Source organism: Kribbella kalugense (genome assembly GCF_004365875.1).
In the GTDB taxonomy this organism is placed as follows: domain Bacteria; phylum Actinomycetota; class Actinomycetes; order Propionibacteriales; family Kribbellaceae; genus Kribbella; species Kribbella kalugense.
Genome location: NZ_SODF01000001.1, coordinates 1,445,889 through 1,467,823, shown reverse-complemented (window position 1 = coordinate 1,467,823; position 21,935 = coordinate 1,445,889). Strand labels below are relative to the sequence as shown.

Annotated in this window: 22 protein-coding genes; 11 read left to right on the top strand and 11 right to left on the bottom strand. The window is 68.0% G+C overall.

The window, feature by feature from the left end; genetic code table 11:
• Nucleotides 1-100 precede the first annotated feature (100 nt).
• Nucleotides 101-775, bottom strand: coding sequence for a class I SAM-dependent methyltransferase (locus EV650_RS06880; RefSeq protein WP_134116474.1), 675 nt, complete (start codon nt 773-775; stop codon nt 101-103).
• Nucleotides 768-2,324: an ATP-dependent DNA ligase gene (locus tag EV650_RS06875; protein ID WP_134116472.1), complete on the bottom strand. Its 1,557-nt coding sequence runs from the start codon at nt 2,322-2,324 to the stop codon at nt 768-770. Before EV650_RS06875 ends, EV650_RS06880 begins: the two co-directional genes overlap by 8 nt.
• A 116-nt stretch (nt 2,325-2,440) precedes the next feature.
• Between EV650_RS06875 and EV650_RS06870 the strand changes: the two genes are divergently transcribed.
• Nucleotides 2,441-3,361 carry a hypothetical protein gene (locus tag EV650_RS06870; protein ID WP_238174056.1) on the top strand — a complete coding sequence of 307 codons (921 nt, stop codon included), beginning with the start codon at nt 2,441-2,443 and terminating at the stop codon, nt 3,359-3,361.
• 3 nt (nt 3,362-3,364) lie between these two features.
• Here the strand turns inward: EV650_RS06870 and EV650_RS06865 are convergent, their stop codons facing one another.
• The gene (locus EV650_RS06865) at nt 3,365-4,327 is read right to left on the bottom strand and encodes a Dyp-type peroxidase (protein WP_238174055.1); all 963 of its coding nucleotides are present in this window, start codon (nt 4,325-4,327) and stop codon (nt 3,365-3,367) included.
• A gap of 46 nt (nt 4,328-4,373) precedes the next feature.
• Here EV650_RS06865 and EV650_RS06860 point away from each other — a divergent pair, with 46 nt between their 5' ends.
• Nucleotides 4,374-5,516 carry a CPBP family intramembrane glutamic endopeptidase gene (locus EV650_RS06860; RefSeq protein ID WP_134116470.1) on the top strand — a complete coding sequence of 381 codons (1,143 nt, stop codon included), beginning with the start codon at nt 4,374-4,376 and terminating at the stop codon, nt 5,514-5,516.
• Between the two features lie 35 nt (nt 5,517-5,551).
• Nucleotides 5,552-6,268, top strand: a complete 717-nt coding sequence (locus tag EV650_RS06855; RefSeq protein WP_238174054.1) for an HAD family hydrolase — start codon at nt 5,552-5,554, stop codon at nt 6,266-6,268.
• 63 nt (nt 6,269-6,331) lie between these two features.
• On the opposite strand, the gene EV650_RS06850 is transcribed toward EV650_RS06855, so the two are convergent.
• The 5 genes from EV650_RS06850 to EV650_RS06830 all read right to left on the bottom strand — a co-directional run bounded on the left by EV650_RS06850 (nt 6,332) and on the right by EV650_RS06830 (nt 11,641).
• Entirely contained in the window at nt 6,332-7,291 is a 960-nt protein-coding gene (locus EV650_RS06850; protein ID WP_134116468.1) for a sigma-70 family RNA polymerase sigma factor, read from the bottom strand.
• A 257-nt stretch (nt 7,292-7,548) separates the two neighbouring features.
• Complete coding sequence (locus EV650_RS06845) at nt 7,549-9,633, bottom strand: S9 family peptidase (RefSeq protein ID WP_202874416.1); 2,085 nt, start codon at nt 9,631-9,633, stop codon at nt 7,549-7,551.
• Nucleotides 9,634-9,769: 136 nt separating this feature from the next.
• Nucleotides 9,770-10,573, bottom strand: coding sequence for an exodeoxyribonuclease III (locus tag EV650_RS06840; protein WP_134116466.1), 804 nt, complete (start codon nt 10,571-10,573; stop codon nt 9,770-9,772).
• Nucleotides 10,574-10,582: 9 nt separating this feature from the next.
• Complete coding sequence (locus tag EV650_RS06835; RefSeq protein ID WP_134116464.1) at nt 10,583-11,044, bottom strand: hypothetical protein; 462 nt, start codon at nt 11,042-11,044, stop codon at nt 10,583-10,585.
• 6 nt (nt 11,045-11,050) lie between these two features.
• Nucleotides 11,051-11,641, bottom strand: coding sequence for a TetR/AcrR family transcriptional regulator (locus EV650_RS06830; RefSeq protein ID WP_134116462.1), 591 nt, complete (start codon nt 11,639-11,641; stop codon nt 11,051-11,053).
• A gap of 75 nt (nt 11,642-11,716) precedes the next feature.
• On the opposite strand from EV650_RS06830, the gene EV650_RS06825 reads away from it, so the two are divergent.
• The 5 genes from EV650_RS06825 to EV650_RS06805 are packed head-to-tail and all read left to right on the top strand — an operon-like array spanning nt 11,717 to nt 15,686.
• Nucleotides 11,717-12,607: an SDR family oxidoreductase gene (locus tag EV650_RS06825; RefSeq protein WP_134116460.1), complete on the top strand. Its 891-nt coding sequence runs from the start codon at nt 11,717-11,719 to the stop codon at nt 12,605-12,607.
• Nucleotides 12,604-13,740, top strand: a complete 1,137-nt coding sequence (locus EV650_RS06820; RefSeq protein WP_134116458.1) for a saccharopine dehydrogenase family protein — start codon at nt 12,604-12,606, stop codon at nt 13,738-13,740. Before EV650_RS06825 ends, EV650_RS06820 begins: the two co-directional genes overlap by 4 nt.
• Nucleotides 13,712-14,578 carry an alpha/beta fold hydrolase gene (locus EV650_RS06815; RefSeq protein ID WP_134116456.1) on the top strand — a complete coding sequence of 289 codons (867 nt, stop codon included), beginning with the start codon at nt 13,712-13,714 and terminating at the stop codon, nt 14,576-14,578. Before EV650_RS06820 ends, EV650_RS06815 begins: the two co-directional genes overlap by 29 nt.
• Nucleotides 14,575-14,967, top strand: a complete 393-nt coding sequence (locus EV650_RS06810) for a YccF domain-containing protein (protein ID WP_134116454.1) — start codon at nt 14,575-14,577, stop codon at nt 14,965-14,967. The genes EV650_RS06815 and EV650_RS06810 overlap by 4 nt, the downstream gene beginning before the upstream one ends.
• Nucleotides 14,964-15,686, top strand: coding sequence for an MBL fold metallo-hydrolase (locus EV650_RS06805; RefSeq protein WP_134116452.1), 723 nt, complete (start codon nt 14,964-14,966; stop codon nt 15,684-15,686). The genes EV650_RS06810 and EV650_RS06805 overlap by 4 nt, the downstream gene beginning before the upstream one ends.
• Here the strand turns inward: EV650_RS06805 and EV650_RS06800 are convergent.
• Nucleotides 15,676-16,182 carry a hemerythrin domain-containing protein gene (locus tag EV650_RS06800; RefSeq protein ID WP_134116450.1) on the bottom strand — a complete coding sequence of 169 codons (507 nt, stop codon included), beginning with the start codon at nt 16,180-16,182 and terminating at the stop codon, nt 15,676-15,678. The genes EV650_RS06805 and EV650_RS06800 overlap by 11 nt on opposite strands.
• Nucleotides 16,183-16,233: 51 nt before the next feature.
• On the opposite strand from EV650_RS06800, the gene ddaH reads away from it, so the two are divergent.
• Entirely contained in the window at nt 16,234-16,989 is a 756-nt protein-coding gene (gene ddaH, locus EV650_RS06795; protein ID WP_134116448.1) for a dimethylargininase, read from the top strand.
• Here the strand turns inward: ddaH and EV650_RS06790 are convergent.
• Together EV650_RS06790 and EV650_RS06785 are read right to left on the bottom strand one after the other, a co-directional pair.
• Nucleotides 16,958-17,896 carry a tetratricopeptide repeat-containing protein gene (locus EV650_RS06790; RefSeq protein WP_134116446.1) on the bottom strand — a complete coding sequence of 313 codons (939 nt, stop codon included), beginning with the start codon at nt 17,894-17,896 and terminating at the stop codon, nt 16,958-16,960. The genes ddaH and EV650_RS06790 overlap by 32 nt on opposite strands.
• Nucleotides 17,889-19,244 (bottom strand): DNA polymerase IV, encoded by a 1,356-nt coding sequence (locus EV650_RS06785; RefSeq protein WP_134116444.1) that lies wholly within the window; start codon nt 19,242-19,244, stop codon nt 17,889-17,891. The genes EV650_RS06790 and EV650_RS06785 overlap by 8 nt, the downstream gene beginning before the upstream one ends.
• Before the next feature lie 37 nt (nt 19,245-19,281).
• Here EV650_RS06785 and EV650_RS06780 point away from each other — a divergent pair, with 37 nt between their 5' ends.
• Both EV650_RS06780 and EV650_RS06775 read left to right on the top strand, forming a co-directional pair.
• Nucleotides 19,282-20,043, top strand: a complete 762-nt coding sequence (locus EV650_RS06780) for an MBL fold metallo-hydrolase (protein WP_134116442.1) — start codon at nt 19,282-19,284, stop codon at nt 20,041-20,043.
• Between the two features lie 90 nt (nt 20,044-20,133).
• Nucleotides 20,134-21,612: a glutamate-cysteine ligase family protein gene (locus tag EV650_RS06775; protein WP_134116440.1), complete on the top strand. Its 1,479-nt coding sequence runs from the start codon at nt 20,134-20,136 to the stop codon at nt 21,610-21,612.
• Nucleotides 21,613-21,935: the final 323 nt, after the last annotated feature.

Sequence of the window (21,935 nt, the reverse complement as noted above, 5' to 3'; positions counted from 1 at the left end):
GGCCACCGACGCGGCGTCCAGCGGAGCCCGTAGTACTACCAGGTGCCGCCGGCGCGTCTTACAACGTGCCGCGGATGAGCGCCCGCTCTAACCTCGCCGGTTAGTCGCGGAGGTATTCGGCGCGCCAGCGGAGGGTGGTTGGGGCGGTGGGGCTGGGGGCTTGGTCGAGCTGGATGAGGTGGAGGTCGGGGGTGGTGAAGGACTGGATGGCGGCTCGGGTCAGGGGCCATGGCGGGCCCTGGATCTCGTCGTCGGGTTGGGTGTCTGGGCGGGCGGCGGCGATGACCAGGAGGGTGCCGCCGGGGCCGACCAGCTCGGTGACCTGCTTGATGGCGTCGGGTTGCAGTGGGATCGGCAGCGCTTGCACGGTGTAGATCTCGACGACCAGGTCGAAGGCGCGGTGCCAGTCGGCCGGCGGTGCCAGCAGGTCGGCGACGATGTAGTGCGCCTTGGAGCCCGGATGGTTCCGGTGGGCTGTCTCGATGGCGGTGGGGGAGATGTCGAACGCCGTCGTGTCGTAGCCGCGGTCCGCGATCAGCTCGGCGTCCCACCCGGTGCCGGCGCCGACGACGAGCGCCGTCTTCCCGGTGCCGTCGGGCTCGGACTCGTCGACCCAGTCGATCAGCAGTTGGTGCGCCGTACCGCGGTCCCATGGAACGACTGCGGATCCGTCAGCAGCGGCGGCGTACAGGTTCTCGAACCAGCCGGTCGGGTCGTCGCGCTCGATCGACTCCCGGGCGATCCGGCGGGACACGACATCGGGGTCCTCACTCATCAGTCATGCCTTCTTCCGCCAGGTCCGGACCGAGATGGATCGCGCGCACCGCCTGCACGGTATCAACGTCGGCAGGCTTCTTGTCCTCGCGATAACGAATCACCCGAGCGAACCGCAACGCCATCCCGGCCGGGTACCGCGGCGAGGTCTGCACGCCGTCGAACGCGATTTCGACCACCACCTCCGGACGCAGATAGACGACCCAGTCATCCCGCCGTACGGCGAGCTCCTGGAAGCGCTCGGTCTGCCACCGCAGCAGCTCGTCCGTCAGTCCCTTGAACGTCTTCCCGAGCATGACGAACTCGCCGGTTTCCTCATCGCGAGCGCCGAGATGCAGGTTCGACAACCAACCCGTCCGCCGACCGTGTCCCCACTCGGCCGCGAGCACCAGCAGATCGAGTGTGTGCGTCTGCTTGACCTTCACCCATCCCGACCCGCGCCGGCCGGCCTCGTACGGAACGGTCAACGACTTCACCATCACGCCTTCGTGGCCCCGGCGTACCGCGTCGACGAAGAACGCCTGCCCGGCCTCGGCATCGTCAGTCACGAGCCGCGGGACCCGGCGCTCAGCGGGCACGAGCTTCGACAGCCACTCCTGGCGCGCCGCTCCGTCGAGCCCGAGCAGATCCTCGCCGTCTTGATGCAGGATGTCGAAGAAGTACGGCGTGAGCGGCACAGACTCGGGACCGGTCGTCGCACGCGTCGCCGTCCGCGACCCGGTCACCTGGAACGGCTCCGGCCGCCCGTCCGGCCGCAACGCGATCAGCTCACCGTCGAGCACGACCTGCTGCGCATCGAGCGCGAGCACTGCACTCACGACCTCCGGCACTCGCGTCGTGATGTCGTCGAGGGTCCGCGTATAGACGACGACCTCGTCGCCATTGCGATGAACCTGGATCCGGATCCCGTCCAGCTTCCACTCGAGCGCGGCCGGCGCACCCGTCTTGGCCAACGCCTCCGCGACCGTGGTCGCCGACTGCGCCAGCATCGGCTGCACCCCACGCCCCACCTCGAGCCCGAACTGCGCGAGCCCAGCTTCTCCTTCGGTGAGTACGGCGACCGCGACCGGTGCAGTCGCCCCGCGCAGCATCGCGGCAGCCCGGATCTTGTCCAGCGGAATCCCGGTGGCGCGCGCCACCGCGTCCGCCATCACGCCGTCGAGCGCCCCTTGCCGCAACTCACCGCCAACCAACTGACGCAGGAACCACTGCTCATCGGCAGTCGCCCGCCCGAAGAGCGCGTCGATCGCGGCCCGCCGCCGAGCCTGCACTCCGGTGCCCGACATCTCCGCCAGCTCCGCGAACGCCTGGTCGACTTCCTCGACCGTCAGCGACGGCTCGGCGGCCGGCTCCGGTGCGTCGCTCAAGGTCCGCCAGCCCACGCCCGTCCGCCGCTGCCGCAGCTCGCCGGACAGGTAGGTCACGACGATCTCGATCTCCACCGGTTCAGTGGCCTTGGACAACAATCCGGCGATGAACTCCGCCTTCTTCAGCCGCGACCGGGTCCCGGCCAGCGCGGCCGACGTCTCGACCACCTCGGTGAGCAACATGAATCCAGTCTGGCCTATGGCACCGACAGGTTGGTTTTCACAACTTTCGAAGGGACACCGGCATCGAGCAAAGTAGTGAACTCTGGACTAGTCAGCTTCTCGAGGGGGAGTCAAATATGCGACACACGTTCGCGGCACTAGCAGGCCTGGCCCTGGCCGTTCCTGCCCTGACCGGCATTGGTACGGCGACCGCGGCACCGGCCGCGACCGCCTGCTACGTGCAGTCCGGCGGGCTGACGGCCGGCAACGACACCGTCGACCGGTACGTCAACGCCACCTCACCGATCACCGTGAAACCGGTCGACGTGATGGCCAAGAACCCGTTCGGAGGCCGCGCGATCTCGCTCAGCACCAGCTGGACCTGGGACGACGACCTCGGCGACAACGGTGACCAGACCTCGCTCGACGGCCATGTCGTCTCCGGCGGCGTGATGTACCAGTCGCACCAGATGGTGAAGACGGGCAGCGAGGGGCAGGTCGTGAGCAGCAGCCTGACCCGGATCGGCAGCGGCTGGGACGCGTTCCGGACCCTGACGCAGTCATGGTCACTGCAGACACCCGGCTGGCGGATGTATGCCCTCCGCAGCGACGGCTCGCTCTATCGCTGGAACCTCACCACGCAGAACGGCACCGAGGTCTGGCACGCAGCCGGTTCGTACCCGGGCTTCTCCGCGGTGAAGGCAGTCACCCTGCTGAGCCGTACGTCGACGTACGACACGCTGCTGGCAACGACGCGGGGCGGCGCGCTCTACTCGATTCACATCCCGTTGACGTCGCCGATGAAGCCGGTCGTGAAGCCGCTGCGGACCGCGACCTGGGGAGGCTTCGAGCAGCTGCAGACCGCCCGCTGCGGCAACTACGGCACGGTGCTGCTGGCCATCGACAAGGACCTCGGCGCCGGCTACCTGTACGCCGTCGGTCACGCCAACGGAACCGCCACAGTGATCAACTCGCTCGGCAAGGCACCGACGGCCTTCAACGACCAGCTCGACTTCAGCTGGGCGAGTGTCGTCGACGAGCCGCTGTTCGGCGAGTGACGCTCAGGGCGCCGGCGGCAGGTCGTCGAGGAAGGCCGTCGTCGGCGTGAAGAACAGGCAACCGGTGACGGCGGTGGAGAAGTCGAGCAGCCGGTCGTGGTTGCCCTCGGGTACGCCGATGAACATCCGGCGGAGCATCAGCTCGGTCACCGTCGGCGTCTTGGCGTACCCGATGTAGTAGGTGCCGAACTCCTGCGTGCCGACGGTGCCGAACGGCATGTTGTCACGCAGGATCTGCAACTGGTTACCCTCGTCGTCCTCGATGACATTGAGGACGATGTGGGCGTTACCGGGCTTCTTCGCATCGTCGAACTCGATGTCGTCGAGCTTGGTCCGGCCGACCGCGAGCTCCTGCTGCTCGACCGTCAACGCATTCCACGCCTTCAGGTTGTGCAGGTATTTCTGCACCATCACGTAGCTGCCACCAGCGAACTCGGGATCCTCGTCGCCGATGAGTACGGCGGCCTGCGCGTCGGCGCCGGTCGGGTTCTCGGTGCCGTCGACGAAGCCGAGCAGGTCGCGCATCTCGAAGTACTTGAAGCCGTGGACCTCGTCGACGACGGTGGCGGCGCCGTCGAGGACGGTCATGATCTGGCTGGCCAGTTCGAAGCACTGGTCCTGGTGCGCGGCCCGGATGTGGAAGAGCAGGTCGCCGGGTGTCGACGGGGCGTGGTGGGTGCGGCCCTTGAGTTCAATGAAGGGGTGCAGCTCGGCCGGCCGCGGGCCGCTGAACAGGCGGTCCCAGACGTCCGATCCGATGCTGGTGACGCAGGAGAGGTTGCCGCCGGGCACTCGGAAGCCGACCGAGCGGACGAGACCGCTCATCCGCTCCAGCAGGTCACGGGTCTGGTCCTCGCCGCCGGGCTCGACCTGCACCACCAGGAAGATGGCCGAACCGCTCAACGGCATCAGCACGGACTGCGGCAGGGCGTCCGTCTGCCTGGCAGTTCCCGAATCAGTAGCCACCGTGTTCTCCCGTCGTCGGCTTGGCCCGATCTTCTAGAGTCCTGGCATGGACCCGCAACAGCCCGGGCCGCCCTCGCAACCGGGCCCATCCTCCCAGCCGGGGCAGTACCCACCGCCGCCACCCCAGCCCGGCCCGTACCCGTCGCCGGGTCCTTACCAGCAGCCAGGCCCGTATCCGCAGCCCTGGGGCGCGCCGCCCCCGTACCCAGCGCCGTACGCCTATCGCGAGCCCCGCATCGTCCCGGCTCCACCGGGTACGCCGTTCCACCGCCTCGGCCGTACGCCGAAGTACGCCTGGTGGCGGCCCGTCGTCGGGACGATCCTGATCGGCGCCTTCGTCCTCTTCCTGACCTCTGCCGTCGTGGTCATCTGGACGATCGCGCACCGAGTCCTGGCCGGACCCATCCCGACGCCGACAGGAACGGACATCTTCCCGAGCGATACCGAGAACCTCGCGGTCACGCTGGTGATGCTCGGCATCCTGACGCCGGCCGTTGGCCTCGCGGCATGGCTCGTCCAACGTCGGCCGTTCTGGAGCGTCGCCTCGGTCCTGAACCGGATCCGCTGGCGCTGGCTGTTGTTGTGCTGCGTACCGGCCGTCGGCTACCTGGTGCTCTCGTACTTGATGGGGTTCCTGGTCGACGCGATCTTCCCGGCCGATGACTCGATCGGGTCGGACGGCGGGTCCTGGGTCGGTTTCGGCGCGTTCGTCGTACCGGCGTTGGTGATTCTGTTCCTGGTGCCGTTCCAGTCCGCGGCGGAGGAGTTCATGTTCCGGGGCTGGCTGATTCAGGCGGTCGGTGCGTACGGGCCGGACAATCCGAACGGGCGGGCGCGCTGGCTGCGGACGATCTTCCGTTCGCCGTGGCCGGGGATCGTCGTCGGTGGCGCGGCGTTCGTATCGGCGCACGGGTACACCGGTTGGGCGATGGCCGATGTCTTCCTGTTCGCCGTGACGGTTGGTTGGCTGACTGTCCGGACCGGGGGGCTGGAGGCCGGGATCGCGCTGCATGCGCTGAACAACCTGCTCGCCTTTATGTTGCCAGCGGCAACTGGTCAACTCAGTGGCTGGGACGACCAGGGCGGCGCGCCGTGGACGCTGCTGGTCGCGGACATCCCCTGCTTGGCGTTCTATGCGTTCGCGATCACGTGGCTGGCTCGCCGGCAGCAGATCGCCCGAGTGAGTTAAGGAAACTGTCGGCCGGGTCTGGCAGGGTTTGCCGGGTGAAGAACGCGAAGATCGAGGCCATCCTGTTCGACTGGGGCGGCACGCTGGCCACCTGGCACGACATCGACCTGCACGAGACTTGGCGAGCGGTCGCCGCTGTCCTCGATGAGGCACGCGCGGACGAGCTGGCGGGCCGGCTCGTGGCGGCGGAGGGGACGATCTGGCGACGCTCCCGGGATGAGCACCGCAGCAGCACGCTCGAGGAGGTGTGCTCGCTCGCCGAGGTCGTGATGAGCCCGGCCGGCCTGGCGGAGTACGAGCGGCGATGGGATCCGCACACCGAGCTGGAGCCGGACGCGGTCGAGACCCTGCGGACGCTCCGGGATCGCGGGCTGAAGATCGGCGTGCTGTCGAACACGATCTGGCCACGCCGGCGGCACGAGGAGATCTTCGTGCGGGACGGCGTACACGAGCTGCTGGACGGGGCTGTCTACACGAGCGAGATCCCGCACACGAAGCCGCACCCAGAGGCGTTCCTGGCGGCGATGCGGGCGGTCGGCGTCACGGAGCCGTCGCTGTGCCTGTTCGTCGGGGATCGGCTGTTCGACGACGTCTGGGGCGCGCAGAACGTCGGGATGCGGGCCGTCCACCTGCCGCACAGCGCGATCCCGGTCGAGCAGGTCGGTCACACGGAAGGTACGCCGGACGCCACAATCCAGCGCCTGTCCGAGCTGCCCGCTTTGGTCGACCGCTGGAACGGAGCCGCCGCCTAGGAAACCGAAGGACCCCCGGGCCGGATCGCGGCTCGGGGGTCCTGAGGGGTTTCGGAGTGGGTGTTACGCGGCCAGCGTCGGATCTGCCATCAGGCGGAGGCGACCTAGTGCCTCGCGCTCGATCTGGCGGACTCGCTCCGCCGAGATGCCGTGGACCGCACCGATGTCGGCAAGCTTGGCCTGCCGGCCGTCGTGCAGGCCGTACCGGCGCCGGATCACGTCGGCGGACCGTGGGTCGAGCTGGTCGACCAGACTGAACAGACCCGAGCGGTCGGACGCATCGGCGACCAGCTGGTCCGGACCCGGCGCGGTCTCGGCCGCGATCAGGTCACCCAGCGAGGTCTCACCCTCGTCGTCGACCGGGCTGTTCAGGCTGATGTGGTCCCGGCCGATGCGGATCAGTTCGGTCACCCGCTCCGGCTCGAGGTTCAGCTCGGCTGCGATCTCGTCGATCTCCGGCTCCCGCCCGAGCTTGCGCTCCAGCGTGCGCCGTGCGGACCCGATCTGGTTCAGCTGCTCCACCACGTGCACCGGCAGCCGGACCACTCGGGCCTGCTGCGCGATACCGCGGGTGATGGCCTGCCGCACCCACCAGGTCGCGTACGTCGAGAACTTGAAACCCTTTCGGTAGTCGAACTTCTCGACCGCCCGGATCAGTCCCGTGTTGCCCTCCTGGACCAGGTCCAGCAAAGGCATCTGGGAACGCCCGTAGCGGCGAGCGATCGACACCACGAGCCGGAGGTTCGCGGTCACGAACCGCTGCTGCGCGCGCCGGCCCTGTTCGGCCAGCCACTCCAGCTCCTCCTCCGTGGCATATTTGGGCGCTCCGCCCTTCTTACGTCCAACCCGCCCCTCGGCCAGCAGTTGCTCCGCCAGGAGTCCTGCTTCGACCGTCTCAGCGAGCTCGACTTCTTCCTCTGCGGTCAGCAGGGGCGTACGCGCGATCTCTTCGAGGTAGAGACCAACGCTGTCCTTGCCATCGATACCGTCGTCCGTGCTGCGGATACGAGCCATGCGAGCCACCGAAACTCCCTTCGTCGTTACATGGAGAGCAACGCTCGAGTAGGGTTCAAGATTCCAGCACGAGTGTGTAAACACCCTGAACGTTCCCTGAGAGTTCCTGGCAGCTAAAGCGCTCTGGAAACCGGTGTCCCTCGGCCGGTCGGCTTTATTCGGCGCAACGTGCGCTCTAGAAGCTGAGAGTCTGTGCAGAAATCCACAGTCCGGTGCCCCCGAATGTGTTGCACAACACACATCCGGGGCCAGTTATTCCACAGCGATCAACTGAGGCCCAGAGTGTCGAGCTCCCAGGCCAGCGAGAACGCGACCTCGCGCCAGGCGTCGTACCGCCCGCTGCGGCCGCCGTGACCGGCGTCCATTTCGGTCTTCAGCAGTACGTCGACGTCACCGGTCGCGGTCGCCCGGAGTTTCGCCACCCACTTCGCCGGCTCGACGAAGAACACCCGGGTGTCGTTCAGGCTGGTGATCGCCAGGATGCGCGGATAGCGCTGCGAGGCAACGTTTTCGTACGGCGAGTAGGACTTCATGTACTCGTACACGCCCGCGTCTTCGAGCGGATTACCCCATTCCTCCCACTCGATCACGGTGAGCGGCAGCGACGGGTCGAGAATGGTCGTCAACGCGTCGACGAACGGGACCTCGGCGACGATTCCGCCGAACGCCTGCGGGGCCAGGTTCGCGACCGCGCCCATCAGCAGGCCGCCGGCGCTGCCACCTTGCGCGACGATCCGCTCCGGCTTGGTCCAGCCGGCCTTCACCAGGTGTTCCGCGGCGGCGATGAAGTCGGTGAACGTGTTCCGCTTGGTGAGCATCTTCCCGTCGTCGTACCAGTGCCGGCCGAGCTCGCCGCCACCACGGACGTGCGCGATCGCGAACACCACGCCGCGGTCGAGCAGCGACAGTCGCGGGATCGAGAACCACGGATCCATCGACGACTCGTAGGACCCGTACCCGTACAGAACGACCGGCGCGTTCCCGTCCTTCGCGACGTCCTTGCGCGCGACCATCGAGATCGGCACCTTGGTCCCGTCCGACGCGGTCGCCCACTCGCGGTACTGCGTGTATGCGGTGAGGTCCACGCCGCCGAGGACGGGCTGCTGCTTGAGCAGTCGCCTCTCACCGGTCGCCAAATCCACGTCGTACGTCGAACCTGGCGTGACGAGAGACGTGTAGCCGAAGCGGTACCGGGTGTCGTGCCACTCGTCGTTGCGGCCGGGCGACACCGTGTAGATCGGCTCGTCGAACTCCAGTACTTCGGGATCGCCGAACCCGTCCCCGGACCGACGCATGATCGCCAGCTCGGTCAGGGCGTTGCGGCGCCGGTAGAGGATCACGTGGTCGGCGAACGCGTCCGTACCCAGCAGGCGGCTGGTCTCGTCGCCCTGGATCAACGTCGTCCAGTCGCCGGGAGAGTCGAGTGGCGCGGTGGCCAGGGAGAAGTTCGGGGCGTCCGCGTTGTGGGTGATCAGGAGCTGGTCACCGGCGTGCTCGACGTCGTACTCCACACCTTCACGGCGCGGCGCGACGACCACGGGCTCGCCGGTCGGGTTCTGCGCGTCGAGCAGCCAGACCTCGCTGGTCAGCTTGCTGCCGAGCCCGATCATGATCGCCTGCTCGTTGCGCGTCAGGTCCACGCCGACCCAGAACCGCTCGTCGGCTTCCTCCATCACGAGTACGTCGTCCGTCGTACCGAGGGTGTGCCGCCAGACCTGGTACGGACGCCAGGCGTCGTCGACCTTGGTGTAGAAGATCGTCGAGCCGTCGGCGGACCAGGCCGAGCCGTAGTGCACCTCGGGCAACTCGTCGGGCAGCAGCTCGCCGGTGTCGAGGTCCTTGATCCGCAGCGTGAACCGCTCGTCGCCCTTGAGGTCGACGGAGTACGCCAGCAGTCGGCCGTTGGGGGAGATGTCGACGGTGCCGAGTGAGAAGAACTCGGAGTCGCCGGCCACCTCGTTACCGTCCAGCATCACCTCTTCGCCGGCGATCTCGCCGTCGGTCGCCGGCGGCTGGTCGCCGTCCACCTTGACCCGGCAGTGCAGTGAGTACTGCTGGCCCTCGATCGTGCGCGAGTAGTACCAGTACCCACCGCGCCGCGCCGGAACGCTCAGATCGGTCTGCAGCGTCCGGTCCGAGATCTCCTTGAAGATTGCCTCACGCAACGATTCCAGGTGCGCCGTCCGCGCCTCGGTGTACGCGTTCTCGGCCCGCAGATACCCCAGCACCTCGTCATCGGTCTTGTCCCGCAACCACTCGTAGTCATCCACGAAGACATCGCCGTGATGGGACCGCTCGACAGGCTTCTTCGCGGCGACCGGGGGAGTGGGGGAAGAGTTCATCTCGGACATGCCGCGAGACTACCCGCGCCCCGCCCGACGGCTAAGCGCGCACCGCAGCCTTCACCGCCGACAACGCGGCAGTCTAGGCGCGACGAGGGCCGGACTGCGGACGTCGCGGCGAGGACGTCGTACGTCGCGACCAGGGCTAGAGGTCGTACGTTGCGACGACGGGGGCGTGGTCGCTCCAGCGTTCGGCGTACGTCGGGGCTCGGTGGACGACGCAGCTGGTGGCTGCCGCGGCCAACTCCGGGGAGGCGATTTGGTAGTCGATGCGCCAGCCGGCGTCGTTGTCGAAGGCCTTGCCGCGCCAGGACCACCACGAGTACGGGCCGGGGCCTTCGCCACCGAAGCGGCGACCCAGGTCGACCCAGCCGGCGTCGAAGAGGCGGTCCAGCCAGGCGCGTTCCTCGGGAAGGAAGCCGCTCTTCTTGCGGTTCGCCTTCCAGGCCTTCAGATCCTCCTCGCGGTGCGCGATGTTGAGGTCGCCGCAGATCAACACATGCCGACCGTCGGCGCGCAGCTCGGTCAGCCGGGCGGTGATCGCGTCAAGGAACGCGTACTTCTCCTCCTGCCGCGGCGGCGTCTCGAACTCGCCCGTGAACACGTACGTGCTCACCGCGGTCAACGTCGTACCGTCATCGAGTACGACGTCCGCCTCGACCCACCGCCCGGTCCCGTCGAACCGCGCCGGACCGATCTCGCCGCGCTCGTCCTTGATCGGCCGCCGGCTCGCGACCGCCACACCAGCGCGACCCTTGTGTCCGTCGATCGTCGGCTCGGCGTGCGCGATGTTCCAGTCTCCGCCGAGCAGTTCCCGCAGTACGTCGTCCGATGCGCGGACTTCCTGCATCAGCAGCAGGTCCGGGTCCGTGCTCTCCAGCCACGGCGTCATCCCGCGCCGGAAGGCGGCCCTGATCCCGTTCACATTCACCGTTGCAACCGTCAGCACGCCGGAACCCTACTTCGTGTGCCCCGGACGGACGACCATCAACACGAGCACGACCACCCAGATCAGACTGAAGATCCCGGACGTCATCGACAGCTGCTTCGCCTTCGACAGCGCGCCGGGTGTCGCGTCGGTGGCTGCAAGTACGGCGGCCTGCGCCGGTACGACGAGGAACGCGAGAACCAGCGCGGCGATCAGCGTCAGGACAATCGACACGATCAACCAGGCCTCGTCCATCACCTGCATACTGCCCGCCAACGCGAACCCGAACACCGGTACGGCGAGACTCGCCCACGCGTAGATCCGGGTGATCCGGTGCAGCACCTGCAGGCCACCGGCGTCCGGAGTGCTGCCAGTGCTGTCGGCGGTCAGCGTCCGCCGCGCGATCGGCGGGAACATGCTGGCCGCGATCGTCACCGGACCGACGCAGAGGATGGCCGCGAGGATGTGGACCGTCAGGAAGAACTTGTTCATGCCTTCTCACTCGGACGTTGTCGAGAGGATCGCATCCAGCGACTGCTCGCAGAGGTGCTCGAGCGCCTCGGGTGAGACAGCCGGGTTGTCGATCCAAACCAGCAGGGTCTGTTCGACGTAACCCTGCCAGCCGTGACACGCGAGCTCGACGACGGGGGTGATCTCGATGCCACGCTCCGCGACCGCGCTGACCACCCACTGACTGAACACGCGCCGCAGATCGGAGTGCAGCGCGCGGATCTCCGGGTCGCCGGCGGCCGACATCAGCAGCGTCGCCCGGTAGAGCTGCGGGGCTTCGAGTACGGCGCGGACGAACGCGCGGATGCCGGACCGGAGCCGCTCGTCCGGGGGCAACGACGGGTCGGGGGCGGTCCGCAGCATGACCTCCGCGGCGGCTTCCTCGATGACGGCGTACTGGAACTTCTTCTTCGAGCCGAAGTAGTGGAACAGGAGTGCGGGGGAGACGCCGGCCTCCGCGGCGACCAGCTCGACCGTCAGCTCCCGATGCGGGTCCGCGAGCAGCACCCGCCGCGCGGCCGCCAGGATCTGCGCCCGCCGTTCATCGGGGCGCAGTCTGGAGGATGAGGTCTGGGTCATACGGGCCAGTCTATTGAGTAATCGGTCAACAAGCACTTACTGTTGAGTATCCACTCAACAAGCTGGAGGTTCCAGATGCGTCCGTTGGCCGGTCAAGTCGTCCTCATCACCGGCGCGTCCCGGGGGATCGGAGCCGCGGTGGCCCGGAAGCTGGCAGCCGACGGTGCGAAGCTCGCGCTGGTCGGCCTGGAGCCGGACGAGCTGAAGAAGGTCGCGGAGGACTGCGGTCCGGATGCCGACTGGTGGGAGGCCGACGTCACCGACACGGACTCGTTGCGCGCCGCCGTCGAGGGGATCGCTGAGCGCTACGGCCGCATCGACGTCGTGATGGCGAACGCCGGCATCGCCGCGCCGGGCTTCAGCCGCAGCATGGATCCGGACGTCTGGGAGCGCGTGGTCGACGTCGATCTGTACGGCGTTTGGCGCACAGTCCACGTCACACTGCCCTATCTCCTGGAGAGCAAGGGCTACCTGCTGCTCGTCTCGTCCCTCGCGGCGATCGTGCACATCCCCGGCCTCGCGTCGTACAACGTGTCGAAGGCCGGCGTCGAGGCGCTGGGCGACACGCTACGGCCGGAGCTGAAGCACCTCGGCGTACGGGTCGGTGTCGCGCACATGACCTTCGTCGACACCGACATGGTGCGCGGAGCGGACGAGCACCCGGTGTTCGGCAAGATGCGGACCGGGATCCCGTTGGCGAGCAAGACGTACCCGCTGGAGTTCGCCGTGGACAAGTTCGTCGACGGCATCAGGAAGCGCTCTCGCACCGTTCACGTACCGGGCTGGATCGGCGCGCTGAAGGTCTTCCGCTGGGCGATCCCGCACGTGATCGAGCTGACCTCGCGGTTCAGCGTCCCGAAGGCCGACGCGGCCGCACTCGCCGACATCCAGGCCCGCGGCGCCGACGCGTCCCGGCCGACCGGCGCGGGTGGCCGTGCCGACGCAGCGAAGGCTGCGCAGAAGTGAGCCGCGAGTACGACGTCGTGCTGCTCGGCGCGAGTGGTTTCACCGGCGCGCTGACCGCGGAGTACCTGGCCAAGAACGCGCCGGACGGACTGAAGTGGGCCGTTGCCGGACGCAACAAACAGAAGCTGGAGCGATTCAACAGGGACATCCTGCACGCGGACGTGACCGACCCGAAGTCACTCCAAGCACTCGCCGAGTCGACGAAGGTCGTCGCCACCACCGTCGGTCCCTACATCCGGTACGGCGAGCCGCTGGTCGCCGCCTGCGCCGAGGCCGGGACCGGCTATCTCGACCTGACCGGCGAGCAGGAGTTCGTCGACCGGATGTACGTGCGCTATCACGAGCAGGCGAAGCAGACCGGTGCCCGGCTCATCCACGCGTGCGGCTTCGACTCGATCCCGTACGACCTCGGCGTGCAGTACACCGTCGAGCAACTGCCGGAGGGCGTGCCGATCCAGGTCGACGGTCTCGTGCGCGCCGGCGGCCGACCGTCCGGTGGGACGTTTCACACAGCCATCATGGCATTGTCCCGCCCGAAGCAGAACCTGGAAGCGCATCGCGCCCGCCGCGCTGCGGAGCCTTGTCCGGACGATCGGAAGGCGCGCGCCACAGGTGGCCGGATCCACCGCCAGCAAGGGTTCTGGGCGGTTCCGCTGCCGACGATCGATCCGCAGATCGTCGGATACTCGGCACGGCTGCTCGACAGCTACGGGCCGGACTTCCGCTACTCGCACTACGCCGCGCTCAGGCGTCTCCCGATGGTTGCCGCCGGCATCGGTGGCATCGGTCTGCTGGCCGCCGGCGCGCAGGTCCCGCCGATCCGGAACGCGTTGCTCAGCCGCCTCCAACCCGGTGACGGGCCGAGCCCGGAGCGCCGAGCGCGGTCCTGGTTCAACGTCCGTTTCGTCGGCCGCGGCGGTGGCAAGCAGGTGATCACCGAGGTGGCCGGCCGCGACCCCGGGTACGACGAGACCGCGAAGATGTTGGGAGAAAGCGCACTCTGCCTGGCGCTCGACGACCTGCCGGCGACTGCCGGCCAGACCACGACTGCCGCGGCCATGGGGCCCGCCCTTCGGGACCGGCTGGTGAAAGCGGGGATGACCTTTGCCACCCTCGAAGTCGACCACTACTAGCACCGTTGTCAGCGCAGACGGCACCCGGATCGCCGTCTACGACTACGGCAACTCCGGTGCGCCAGTACTGATCTGCGTCCACGGCTACCCGGACAACGCAGCTTTGTGGGAGCCAGTGGCCGAGCGCCTCGCCGGCGACTTCCACGTCGTCGCGTACGACGTTCGCGGCGCCGGCGAATCCGACTGTCCGCAGAGCACGTCGGCGTACCACCTGGACCGGCTGGAGGAGGACTTCCGCGCCGTCATCGACACGGTCTCGCCCGACCAGCCGGTGCACGTGCTGGCTCACGACTGGGGCTCCATCCAGTCCTGGCACTTCGTCACCGACCCAGCGCTTCGCGACCGCATCACGTCGTTCGTATCGATCTCCGGGCCGTCACTCGATCACGCCGGGTACTTCATCCGTCAGCGCAACCGTGCGGCGCTCCGGCAACTCCTGCACTCCTGGTACATCTTCTATTTCCACCTCCCATGGCTGCCCGAGCTGGCCTGGCGGAAGGGCTGGGCGCACCGAGCCTTCAACCGCTTGGAGACGCAGGACGCCGAGGAGAAGAGGTCCATCGGCGACTACGTCAACGGCATGGAGCTGTACCGCGCCAACGTCGTCCCACGACTGATCCGGCCGACCGAGCGGCACACCGACGTACCCGTGCTGGCTGTGTCTCCAGAGGACGACCCATTCGTCACCACGCCGCTGCAGACCCAGGTCGGGCGGTGGGCCGCGAACCTCAGGGTGGAGATCGTCAGGGGCGGGCACTGGATGCCCCGGAACGATCCCGGACTTGTCGCGCAGTTGGTCCTGGAACACACCGGTCAGGTGGCACGCTGGGAGGTATGAAGACGCTTCTCAACCTGATCTGGCTGGTGCTGGCCGGGTTCTGGCTGGCTGTCGGGTACGCGATCGCCGGCATCATCTGCTGCGTGCTGATCGTCACCATCCCGTTCGGCATCGCGTCGTTCCGGATCGCCGGGTTCACGCTGTGGCCGTTCGGCCGGACCGTGGTCGACAAGCCCAGCGCCGGCGCGGGCGCGCTGATCGGCAACCTGATCTGGATTATCTTCGCCGGCTGGTGGCTGGCGCTCGGTCACCTGACCACCGGGATCGCGTTGTGCCTGACGATCATCGGCATCCCGCTGGGCATCGCGAACTTCAAGCTGATCCCGGTCTCGCTGCTACCGCTGGGCAAGGAGATCGTCCGGACCGACCAGCCGTTCGCCGTACGGTGAGGTCGCTGACCGTTCTCGGTTCCTGCGGCGCGTGGCCCGAGGCGGGCCGCGCGTGCGCCGGGTTCCTGCTGGAGTACGACGGCTTCCGGGTGGTGCTCGACCTCGGTTACGCCGCCCTGCCGCGACTGCTCGAGCACTGCCCTCACGGCGAGATCGATGCGGTCATCGTGACGCATCAGCACCCGGACCACTGCGTCGACGTGAGCGGCCTGGCCCGCGTCAGGTACTACGAGGCGCCGGACGCGCCGCCCGTCCCGCTGCACTGCGCTCCCGGCGTGATCGACGTACTGCGGGCTCTCGAGCCGAACCCGGATCCGGCCGAGGTGTTCGCCGTCCACGACCTGGCATCGACCACTCGGATCGGACCGTTCGAGGTGCTCGCCGTCGAACTGCCGCATTTCAAGACGAATCTCGGCGTGCGGCTGACCGCGCCCGGGGTGTCGGTCGCCTACACCGGCGACAGCGGCCCGTCACCCGACCTACAGAAGTTGGCCGAGGGGACGGACCTCTTCATCTCCGACGCGACGTACCAAGGCGACCAGACCTCGCCGTACCTCATGACCGCCGCAGAGGCTGCTCAAGGTGCGCGCGGAGCCAAGCGGCTGATGCTGACGCATTTCTGGCCAGGGTCCGACCGCTCCATCTCGGTTGCCGAGGCCTCGCGGGAGTTCGACGGCGAAGTGATCGCCGCCGACGAAGGCCTCGTTCTCAGCCTTTGACGATCTTGCGGACGTTGGCGATGTCACCGCAATCCGATTCGATCAGGCGGGCGCGCTCTTCGGAGAACGAGTCGCCCAAGTCCCGTCGTACCTTCTCGGAGATGTCGGTGCGGGCCGGGTTGAGCACGTCGCGTTCTTCCTCGTCGAGGTGGTGTGAGAGGGCCTCGGACAGCTCGTGCAGCTTGGAGCTGAACTCCTCGCTGCTGGTGTCGTCGACCTCCATCAACTCGAGCAACGCTTCGTTGCCCTCGTCGTGCTCGCGCTCGGAGTGCTCGACCTCGTCGGCGTCGATCGCATCCTTGCGCCGCAGCGCGGGGTAGACCTTCGACTCCTCCGCCTCCGCATGCGCGATCAGGACCGTGGCCAGGTCGGCTAGCACCGCGGCACGGTCGCTCTGGACGTCACGCAGCTCGCGCAGCGCCTCCTCGAACCACCGGTGGTCGGCGAGGATGATCTCGACCACGTCGCCACCCGCCGCCGGAAGAATCTTCGGCATCCCGTTGTCTCCTCTCGTTGATGCCTGCCGGTACCCCGATAACCTGCGCCCATGCCGACAGCCCTGATCCGCCGCCCGAGTCCACGCCTGGCCGAGGGCCTCGTCACGCACATCGAGCGGCAACCAGTCGACGTCGAGCTCGCCTTGCAGCAGTGGCAGGAGTACGTGGACGCGCTGCACGGGACCGGGTGGACGACGGTCGAGGTGCCGGCGATCGACGAGTGTCCGGACAGCGTGTTCGTCGAGGACACGATGGTGGTGTACGGCGACGTTGCCGTGATCGCCCGAGCTGGGGCGGACGAGCGACGACCCGAGGCGGCCGCAGCCGAGGAGACTGTCGCGGCCCAGGGCTACCGGATCGTCCGCATCACCGAACCCGGGACGCTGGACGGCGGCGACGTGCTCAAGATCGGCTCGACGATCTACGTCGGCCAAGGCGGACGGACGAATGCAGCGGGCATCGAGCAACTGCGTGAGGCGTTCAAAAGCGCCGACGTGCGCGCGGTGCCGGTGCAGAAGGTGCTGCATCTCAAGTCGGCCGTGACGGCGCTGCCCGACGGGACAGTGATCGGGTACGAGCCGCTCGTCGACGACAGCGAGGCGTTCGACAGCTTCCGGCCCGTGCCGGAGGAGTCCGGCGCGCACGTCGTACTGCTCGGCGCCGATCGCCTCCTGATGGCGGGGTCCGCGCCGAGGTCGGCGGAGTTGTTCGCCGAGCTCGGCTACACGCCGGTCGTCGTGGACATCAGTGAGTTCGAGAAGCTCGAGGGGTGCGTCACGTGCTTGTCGGTGCGCCTTCGCCGGTAAGGACCTGACGCGCGGCCTCGGCGAGCTGCACCTCGCGCTTCTTCCCACGCGCCTCGGCGACCTTGCACGCCTCCACCAGCGCCGCGCGATAGATCGCAGTGTCCGGATGCCCCGGCGTCGCGTGACGGATCACGAGGGTTAGCGCTTCGAGCGCCTCCGAGATCTCGCCGCACGCGAGCAACGCGTTCCCCAACGCTGCCCGATCGCGCAACAACTGCGCCTCCCCGGCACCGAGACTTTCCTCGTCAGCGGCAACGATGTCCGCGAGCAGCTGGGCCTCAGAGCGCGGCCCGCCGACCATCAACCGCGCACCGGTGATCGCCTCGGCCGCCGCTCGAGTCAGCGCATGATGCGGCCCGAACACCTCAGTCAGCTGCGGCGTGACCAACTCGAACCAGGCGATCGCGCGCCCGTAGTTCGCCGTCGCCAGCAACCCCTGAGCCACCCGCAGCCGCACCCGCAACGTCGCCGGGTCGTCGGCCGCCAGCACCTTCTCCCGCTCGCTCAGCGCCGACTGGTAGAACGGCAACGCCCGTCCCGGCTCGCTGTCCGCCCAGAAAGCCTCGGCCTGCCTGTACTCCGAGGTGCCCTCGAGCTCCGGATGGTCAACGATCGCCGACACCGGCTCCCGCCGTGCGACGGCCTGCACGGGCGGATCGACTACCTTGCGGCCGACGTACGAACGACGGCCGGTCGGGACGATCCGGAACTGGCCGACCTTCGCCACCGGCACCCACAGGACGGTGCTGTAGAGCGTGCGCACCGAGGACCCGCAATTCTCGCAAACGTCATGGTGCCCGTAGAACCGGCTACCCATCGGGCCGGTGGTCGCGGTGAACCCCCACGCCTCCGACGACGCCGTACACGGCGCACAGAACGGGTAGACCCCCCGCCGTTCCTCATTCATTCGGCCCATTGTGGTCAGTTTTGGGTTCGGCGTCTGCATCCGCACCGGTGATCTGCACTTTTGTCAGGCCCGGGTCGTCCACGGCGAAGGTCCGCACCGGGCCTGCCGGCGTGTCCGCGGTCTCGAACCGAACCGTCACCCGGCCGCGGCCCGAGCCCCAGACCCAGCCGCGGCCGTAGTCCGGATGCGCGACGTCCTGACCCGGGTGGAACCCGATCTGGTCACGCGGCCGGGAAGGCAGCTCGATCACCTCGACCGGGCTCTCGGCGTGCTCGCCCTCGGTGAAGAGATCGTCCTGGTTCCAGTCCGCAAGCGACGAAACACCGACGCCGAGCAACCGGATGCCGCCGCCGATGTCGCTCTCCTCGAGCAGCCGGCGGGCGACGCGCGCGATCACCCGGGCGTCGTCGGTCGGACCGGCCAGTGTCGATGAACGAGTGTGCGTGGTGAAGTCGTGCATCCGGGTCTTGACTGTGACGGTCCGACCGGAGAGCTGTGCCTTCTGCAGCCGCTCGGAGACGCGGTGGGCCATCCGGTCGCCGATCGCCGCCAGCAGGGCCCGGTCGATGATGTCGATCTCGAAAGTGTCCTCGACACTGACCGACTTGGTCTCGCGGTCGCTCACCACCGGCCGGTCGTCGGCCGCAACGGCCAGCCGGTGCAGGCTGCTCCCGTGCGCTGATCCGACCTGCCGGATCAACTCGTCCTCGTCGAGTTGCTGCAGATCGGCAACGGTCCGGACGCCGGCCATGCTGAGCCGTTGCGCGGTCGCCGGACCGACACCGGGGATCACGGTCACCTGCATCGGCGCGAGGAACTCGGCCTCGGTCCCGGCCGGTACGACGACCACGCCGTCCGGCTTGTCGAGCTCGCTGGCGATCTTCGCGATCAATTTCGACGTACCCGCACCGACCGACGCGGTCAGACCGCCGGTCACCTTCCGGATCGCCGCCTTCAGATCGCCCGCGATCGCCTCCACGTCGTCGACCGTCAGTCCGCTGAGCCCGCTCGCGGTCAGATCGATGAATGCCTCATCGAGCGACAGCGGCTCGACGAGAGGCGACAGCGCCCGCATCTCCGCCATCACCGCCTGACTGCTCTCCCGGTACGCCTCGAAGCGCGGACTCAGGTACGCCGCGTGCGGGCAACGGGATCGCGCTTCCGCGGTCGACATCGCGGACCGTACGCCGTACTTGCGGGCCTCGTACGAGGCGGTGGACACGACTCCGCGGACGCCGACGCCGCCGACGACCACGGGCTTGCCCCGCAGCGACGGCTTGTCCCGCTGCTCGACGGCCGCGAAGAACGCGTCCAGATCGACATGCAGCACTGACGGATCCCCTCGCACGTCCCCAGTGTCCCTGTCATCACCGACAATTTGCGGCATGACCTTTCCTGAGCAGTGGGACGACGGCACCGACCCGTCCAGCCCCGAGCACCAGATCCACTGGTACGACGACCGTACGGCGATCATCCGCCAGTCGCTCCGAACCAACTTCGAAGGACCGTTCATCTACCTGCTGCTCGGCGACGAGCGCGCCCTGCTGCTCGACACCGGGACCGGTCACGCGCAGCTGCGCCCGGTGGTCGAGGAGTTGCTCACCGGCCAGGAGCTGATCGTGGCGCACACGCACAGCCACGGCGACCACGTCGGCGGCGACGCAGAGTTCGACACCGTCGTCGGCAAGTCGGCCGAAGAGGTCGCGGCGTACTTCGGGTTCGCCGACTGGCCGGAGGGAGTCGTGGAGTTCGACCTGGGCGGGCGGGTGCTGGACATCGTGCCGATCCCGGGACACCACGCCTCGCACATCGCGGTGTACGACCGGAACACCCGGGTCCTGTTCAGCGGCGACTCGCTGTACCCGGGCCGGCTGTACGTCTTCGACTGGCCCGCGTTCCGGGCGAGCGTCGCGCGGCTGGCCGAGTTTGTTGCTGACGGCAAGCCCGTGGAGTGGGTGCTGGGGGCGCACATCGAGCTGACCACCGAGCCCGGCCGGGACTACGAGATGGGCGAGGCGAAGCACCCGGACGAGCACGAGCTGCAGCTGCATCCCGACGTACTCACCGAGCTGGCCGCCGTGGTGGCGGAGGCGGGGGAGGAGCCGGTGCGGATCGAGCGCGATCACTTCATCGTTTACCCGGTCTGAGTCCACCACGCGATTGCGCCGTACACATCCGGGCACCTTCAGGCACACTGAGGCCATGTCGTAGCGGGGGAGCCACCAGGGGAGGCGCTGATGGGTGAGGAAGTCGACCGGGTCGAGTTCACCCGGGCGGACCGGACCGCTTTCCGCGGTCAGGTCCATCGCAATCTGGACGCCTTCGCGCGCATGCTGCGCGAGGACCGGTTCGCGCCCGAGCGGCCGATGACCGGAATCGAGATCGAGCTGAACCTGGTCGACGAGAAGTGCGACCCGGCGTTCAAGAACTCCGAGGTGCTGAGCGCGATCGAGGACGACGCGTTCCAGACCGAGCTCGGCCAGTTCAACATCGAGATCAACGTGCCGCCCGGGCAGATCGACGGACTCGGCCTGGACACGATGGAGTCGAGCATCCGCGACAGCCTGAACGCGGCCGAGGAGAAGGCGGCCCGGACCGGCTCGTCGATGGTGGTCATCGGCATCCTGCCGACGCTGCTGACCGAACACATCCGCCGTGACGCGCTCAGCACCAACCCGCGGTACGCGTTGCTCAACGACCAGATCTTCGCCGCCCGCGGCGAGGACGTGCAGATCTCCATCGACGGCGTCGAACGCCTGCAGGTGACCGCGGACAGCATCGTCCCGGAGGCCGCCTGTACGTCGACGCAGTTCCATCTCCAGGTCACCCCGGAGGCGTTCCCGCGGTACTGGAACGCGGCGCAGGCGATCTCCGGCGTACAACTCGCGGTCGGGGCGAACTCTCCGTTCCTGTTCGGCAAGGAGTTACTGCGGGAGACCCGGATCGCGTTGTTCGAGCAGGCCGCCGACACCCGCACGCACGAGTTGAAGACGCAGGGCGTCCGGCCGCGGGTCTGGTTCGGTGAACGGTGGATCACCTCGATCTTCGACCTGTTCGAGGAGAACTCGCGCTACTACCCGGCACTACTCCCGGTCACCTCCGACCAGGATCCGATCGAGGTTCTCGACCGCGGCGACACTCCGGCCCTTTCGGAGTTGCGGCTGCACAACGGGACGATCTACCGCTGGAACCGCCCGGTGTACGACGTTGTCCGGGAGAAGCCGCATCTGCGCGTCGAGAACCGTGTCCTGCCGGCAGGCCCGACAGTGGTCGACACGATCGCCAATGGCGCCTTCTACTTCGGTCTGGTACGGGCGCTGGCCGACGACGAACGGCCGATCTGGTCACAGATGTCGTTCAGCGCGGCCGAGGAGAACTTCCACAACGCCGCCCGGAACGGCATCGACGCCGAGGTGTTCTGGCCAGGGGTCGGTACGGCGCGGGCGACCGAGCTCGTGCTCAGACGCCTTCTGCCGTTGGCGGTTCGCGGTCTGGACGCATGGGGCGTCGACGTGGCGGTGCGGGACCGGCTGCTCGGAATCATCGAGCAGCGCTGCCTCACCGGCCGTAACGGCGCGTCGTGGCAGGCCGACGAGTTCCACCGCCTGTATACAAAGGGCTCGCACGGTCGGCGGGACGCGTTGCGCGGAATGCTAGGCCGGTACCGCGATCACATGCACGAGAACACGCCGGTACACGAATGGCCGGTCGACTGAACCGGTTCGGACGCGCGACAACGTAGGACAGGGGAGGCGGAACCCCGGTCCTTCTGGTGGAACTCGTTCGAGCTTGCCTTGGGCAACGGGACGGGCAGGTTCTTGGACGAGTTCGATAACGACCCGGACTACAGGGGTGGCGCGTTGGGTGACAGCCCTGCAAAGGTGTGGCCACCGGAAGGTTAGGCAGGCCCGCCGCGGGTACTACTCGGGCCATCGACAGCCCTCCGTCACCGCCGCGACACAACAGGTGTAAATGCAGCGGATGCCGACCGCGGTCGGGAGCAGTATCGTTCGAGACGGGTCGACACACACCCGGAGGT

Coding starts and splice junctions, on each gene's coding strand:
- EV650_RS06880 (WP_134116474.1), bottom strand. CDS start 775: ATGAGTGAGGACCCCGATGTCGTGTCCCGCCGGATCGCCCGGGAGTCG.
- EV650_RS06875 (WP_134116472.1), bottom strand. CDS start 2,324: ATGTTGCTCACCGAGGTGGTCGAGACGTCGGCCGCGCTGGCCGGGACC.
- EV650_RS06870 (WP_238174056.1), top strand. CDS start 2,441: ATGCGACACACGTTCGCGGCACTAGCAGGCCTGGCCCTGGCCGTTCCT.
- EV650_RS06860 (WP_134116470.1), top strand. CDS start 4,374: ATGGACCCGCAACAGCCCGGGCCGCCCTCGCAACCGGGCCCATCCTCC.
- EV650_RS06845 (WP_202874416.1), bottom strand. CDS start 9,633: ATGTCCGAGATGAACTCTTCCCCCACTCCCCCGGTCGCCGCGAAGAAG.
- EV650_RS06835 (WP_134116464.1), bottom strand. CDS start 11,044: ATGAACAAGTTCTTCCTGACGGTCCACATCCTCGCGGCCATCCTCTGC.
- EV650_RS06830 (WP_134116462.1), bottom strand. CDS start 11,641: ATGACCCAGACCTCATCCTCCAGACTGCGCCCCGATGAACGGCGGGCG.
- EV650_RS06825 (WP_134116460.1), top strand. CDS start 11,717: ATGCGTCCGTTGGCCGGTCAAGTCGTCCTCATCACCGGCGCGTCCCGG.
- EV650_RS06810 (WP_134116454.1), top strand. CDS start 14,575: ATGAAGACGCTTCTCAACCTGATCTGGCTGGTGCTGGCCGGGTTCTGG.
- EV650_RS06800 (WP_134116450.1), bottom strand. CDS start 16,182: ATGCCGAAGATTCTTCCGGCGGCGGGTGGCGACGTGGTCGAGATCATC.
- ddaH (WP_134116448.1), top strand. CDS start 16,234: ATGCCGACAGCCCTGATCCGCCGCCCGAGTCCACGCCTGGCCGAGGGC.
- EV650_RS06790 (WP_134116446.1), bottom strand. CDS start 17,896: ATGAATGAGGAACGGCGGGGGGTCTACCCGTTCTGTGCGCCGTGTACG.
- EV650_RS06780 (WP_134116442.1), top strand. CDS start 19,282: ATGACCTTTCCTGAGCAGTGGGACGACGGCACCGACCCGTCCAGCCCC.
- EV650_RS06775 (WP_134116440.1), top strand. CDS start 20,134: ATGGGTGAGGAAGTCGACCGGGTCGAGTTCACCCGGGCGGACCGGACC.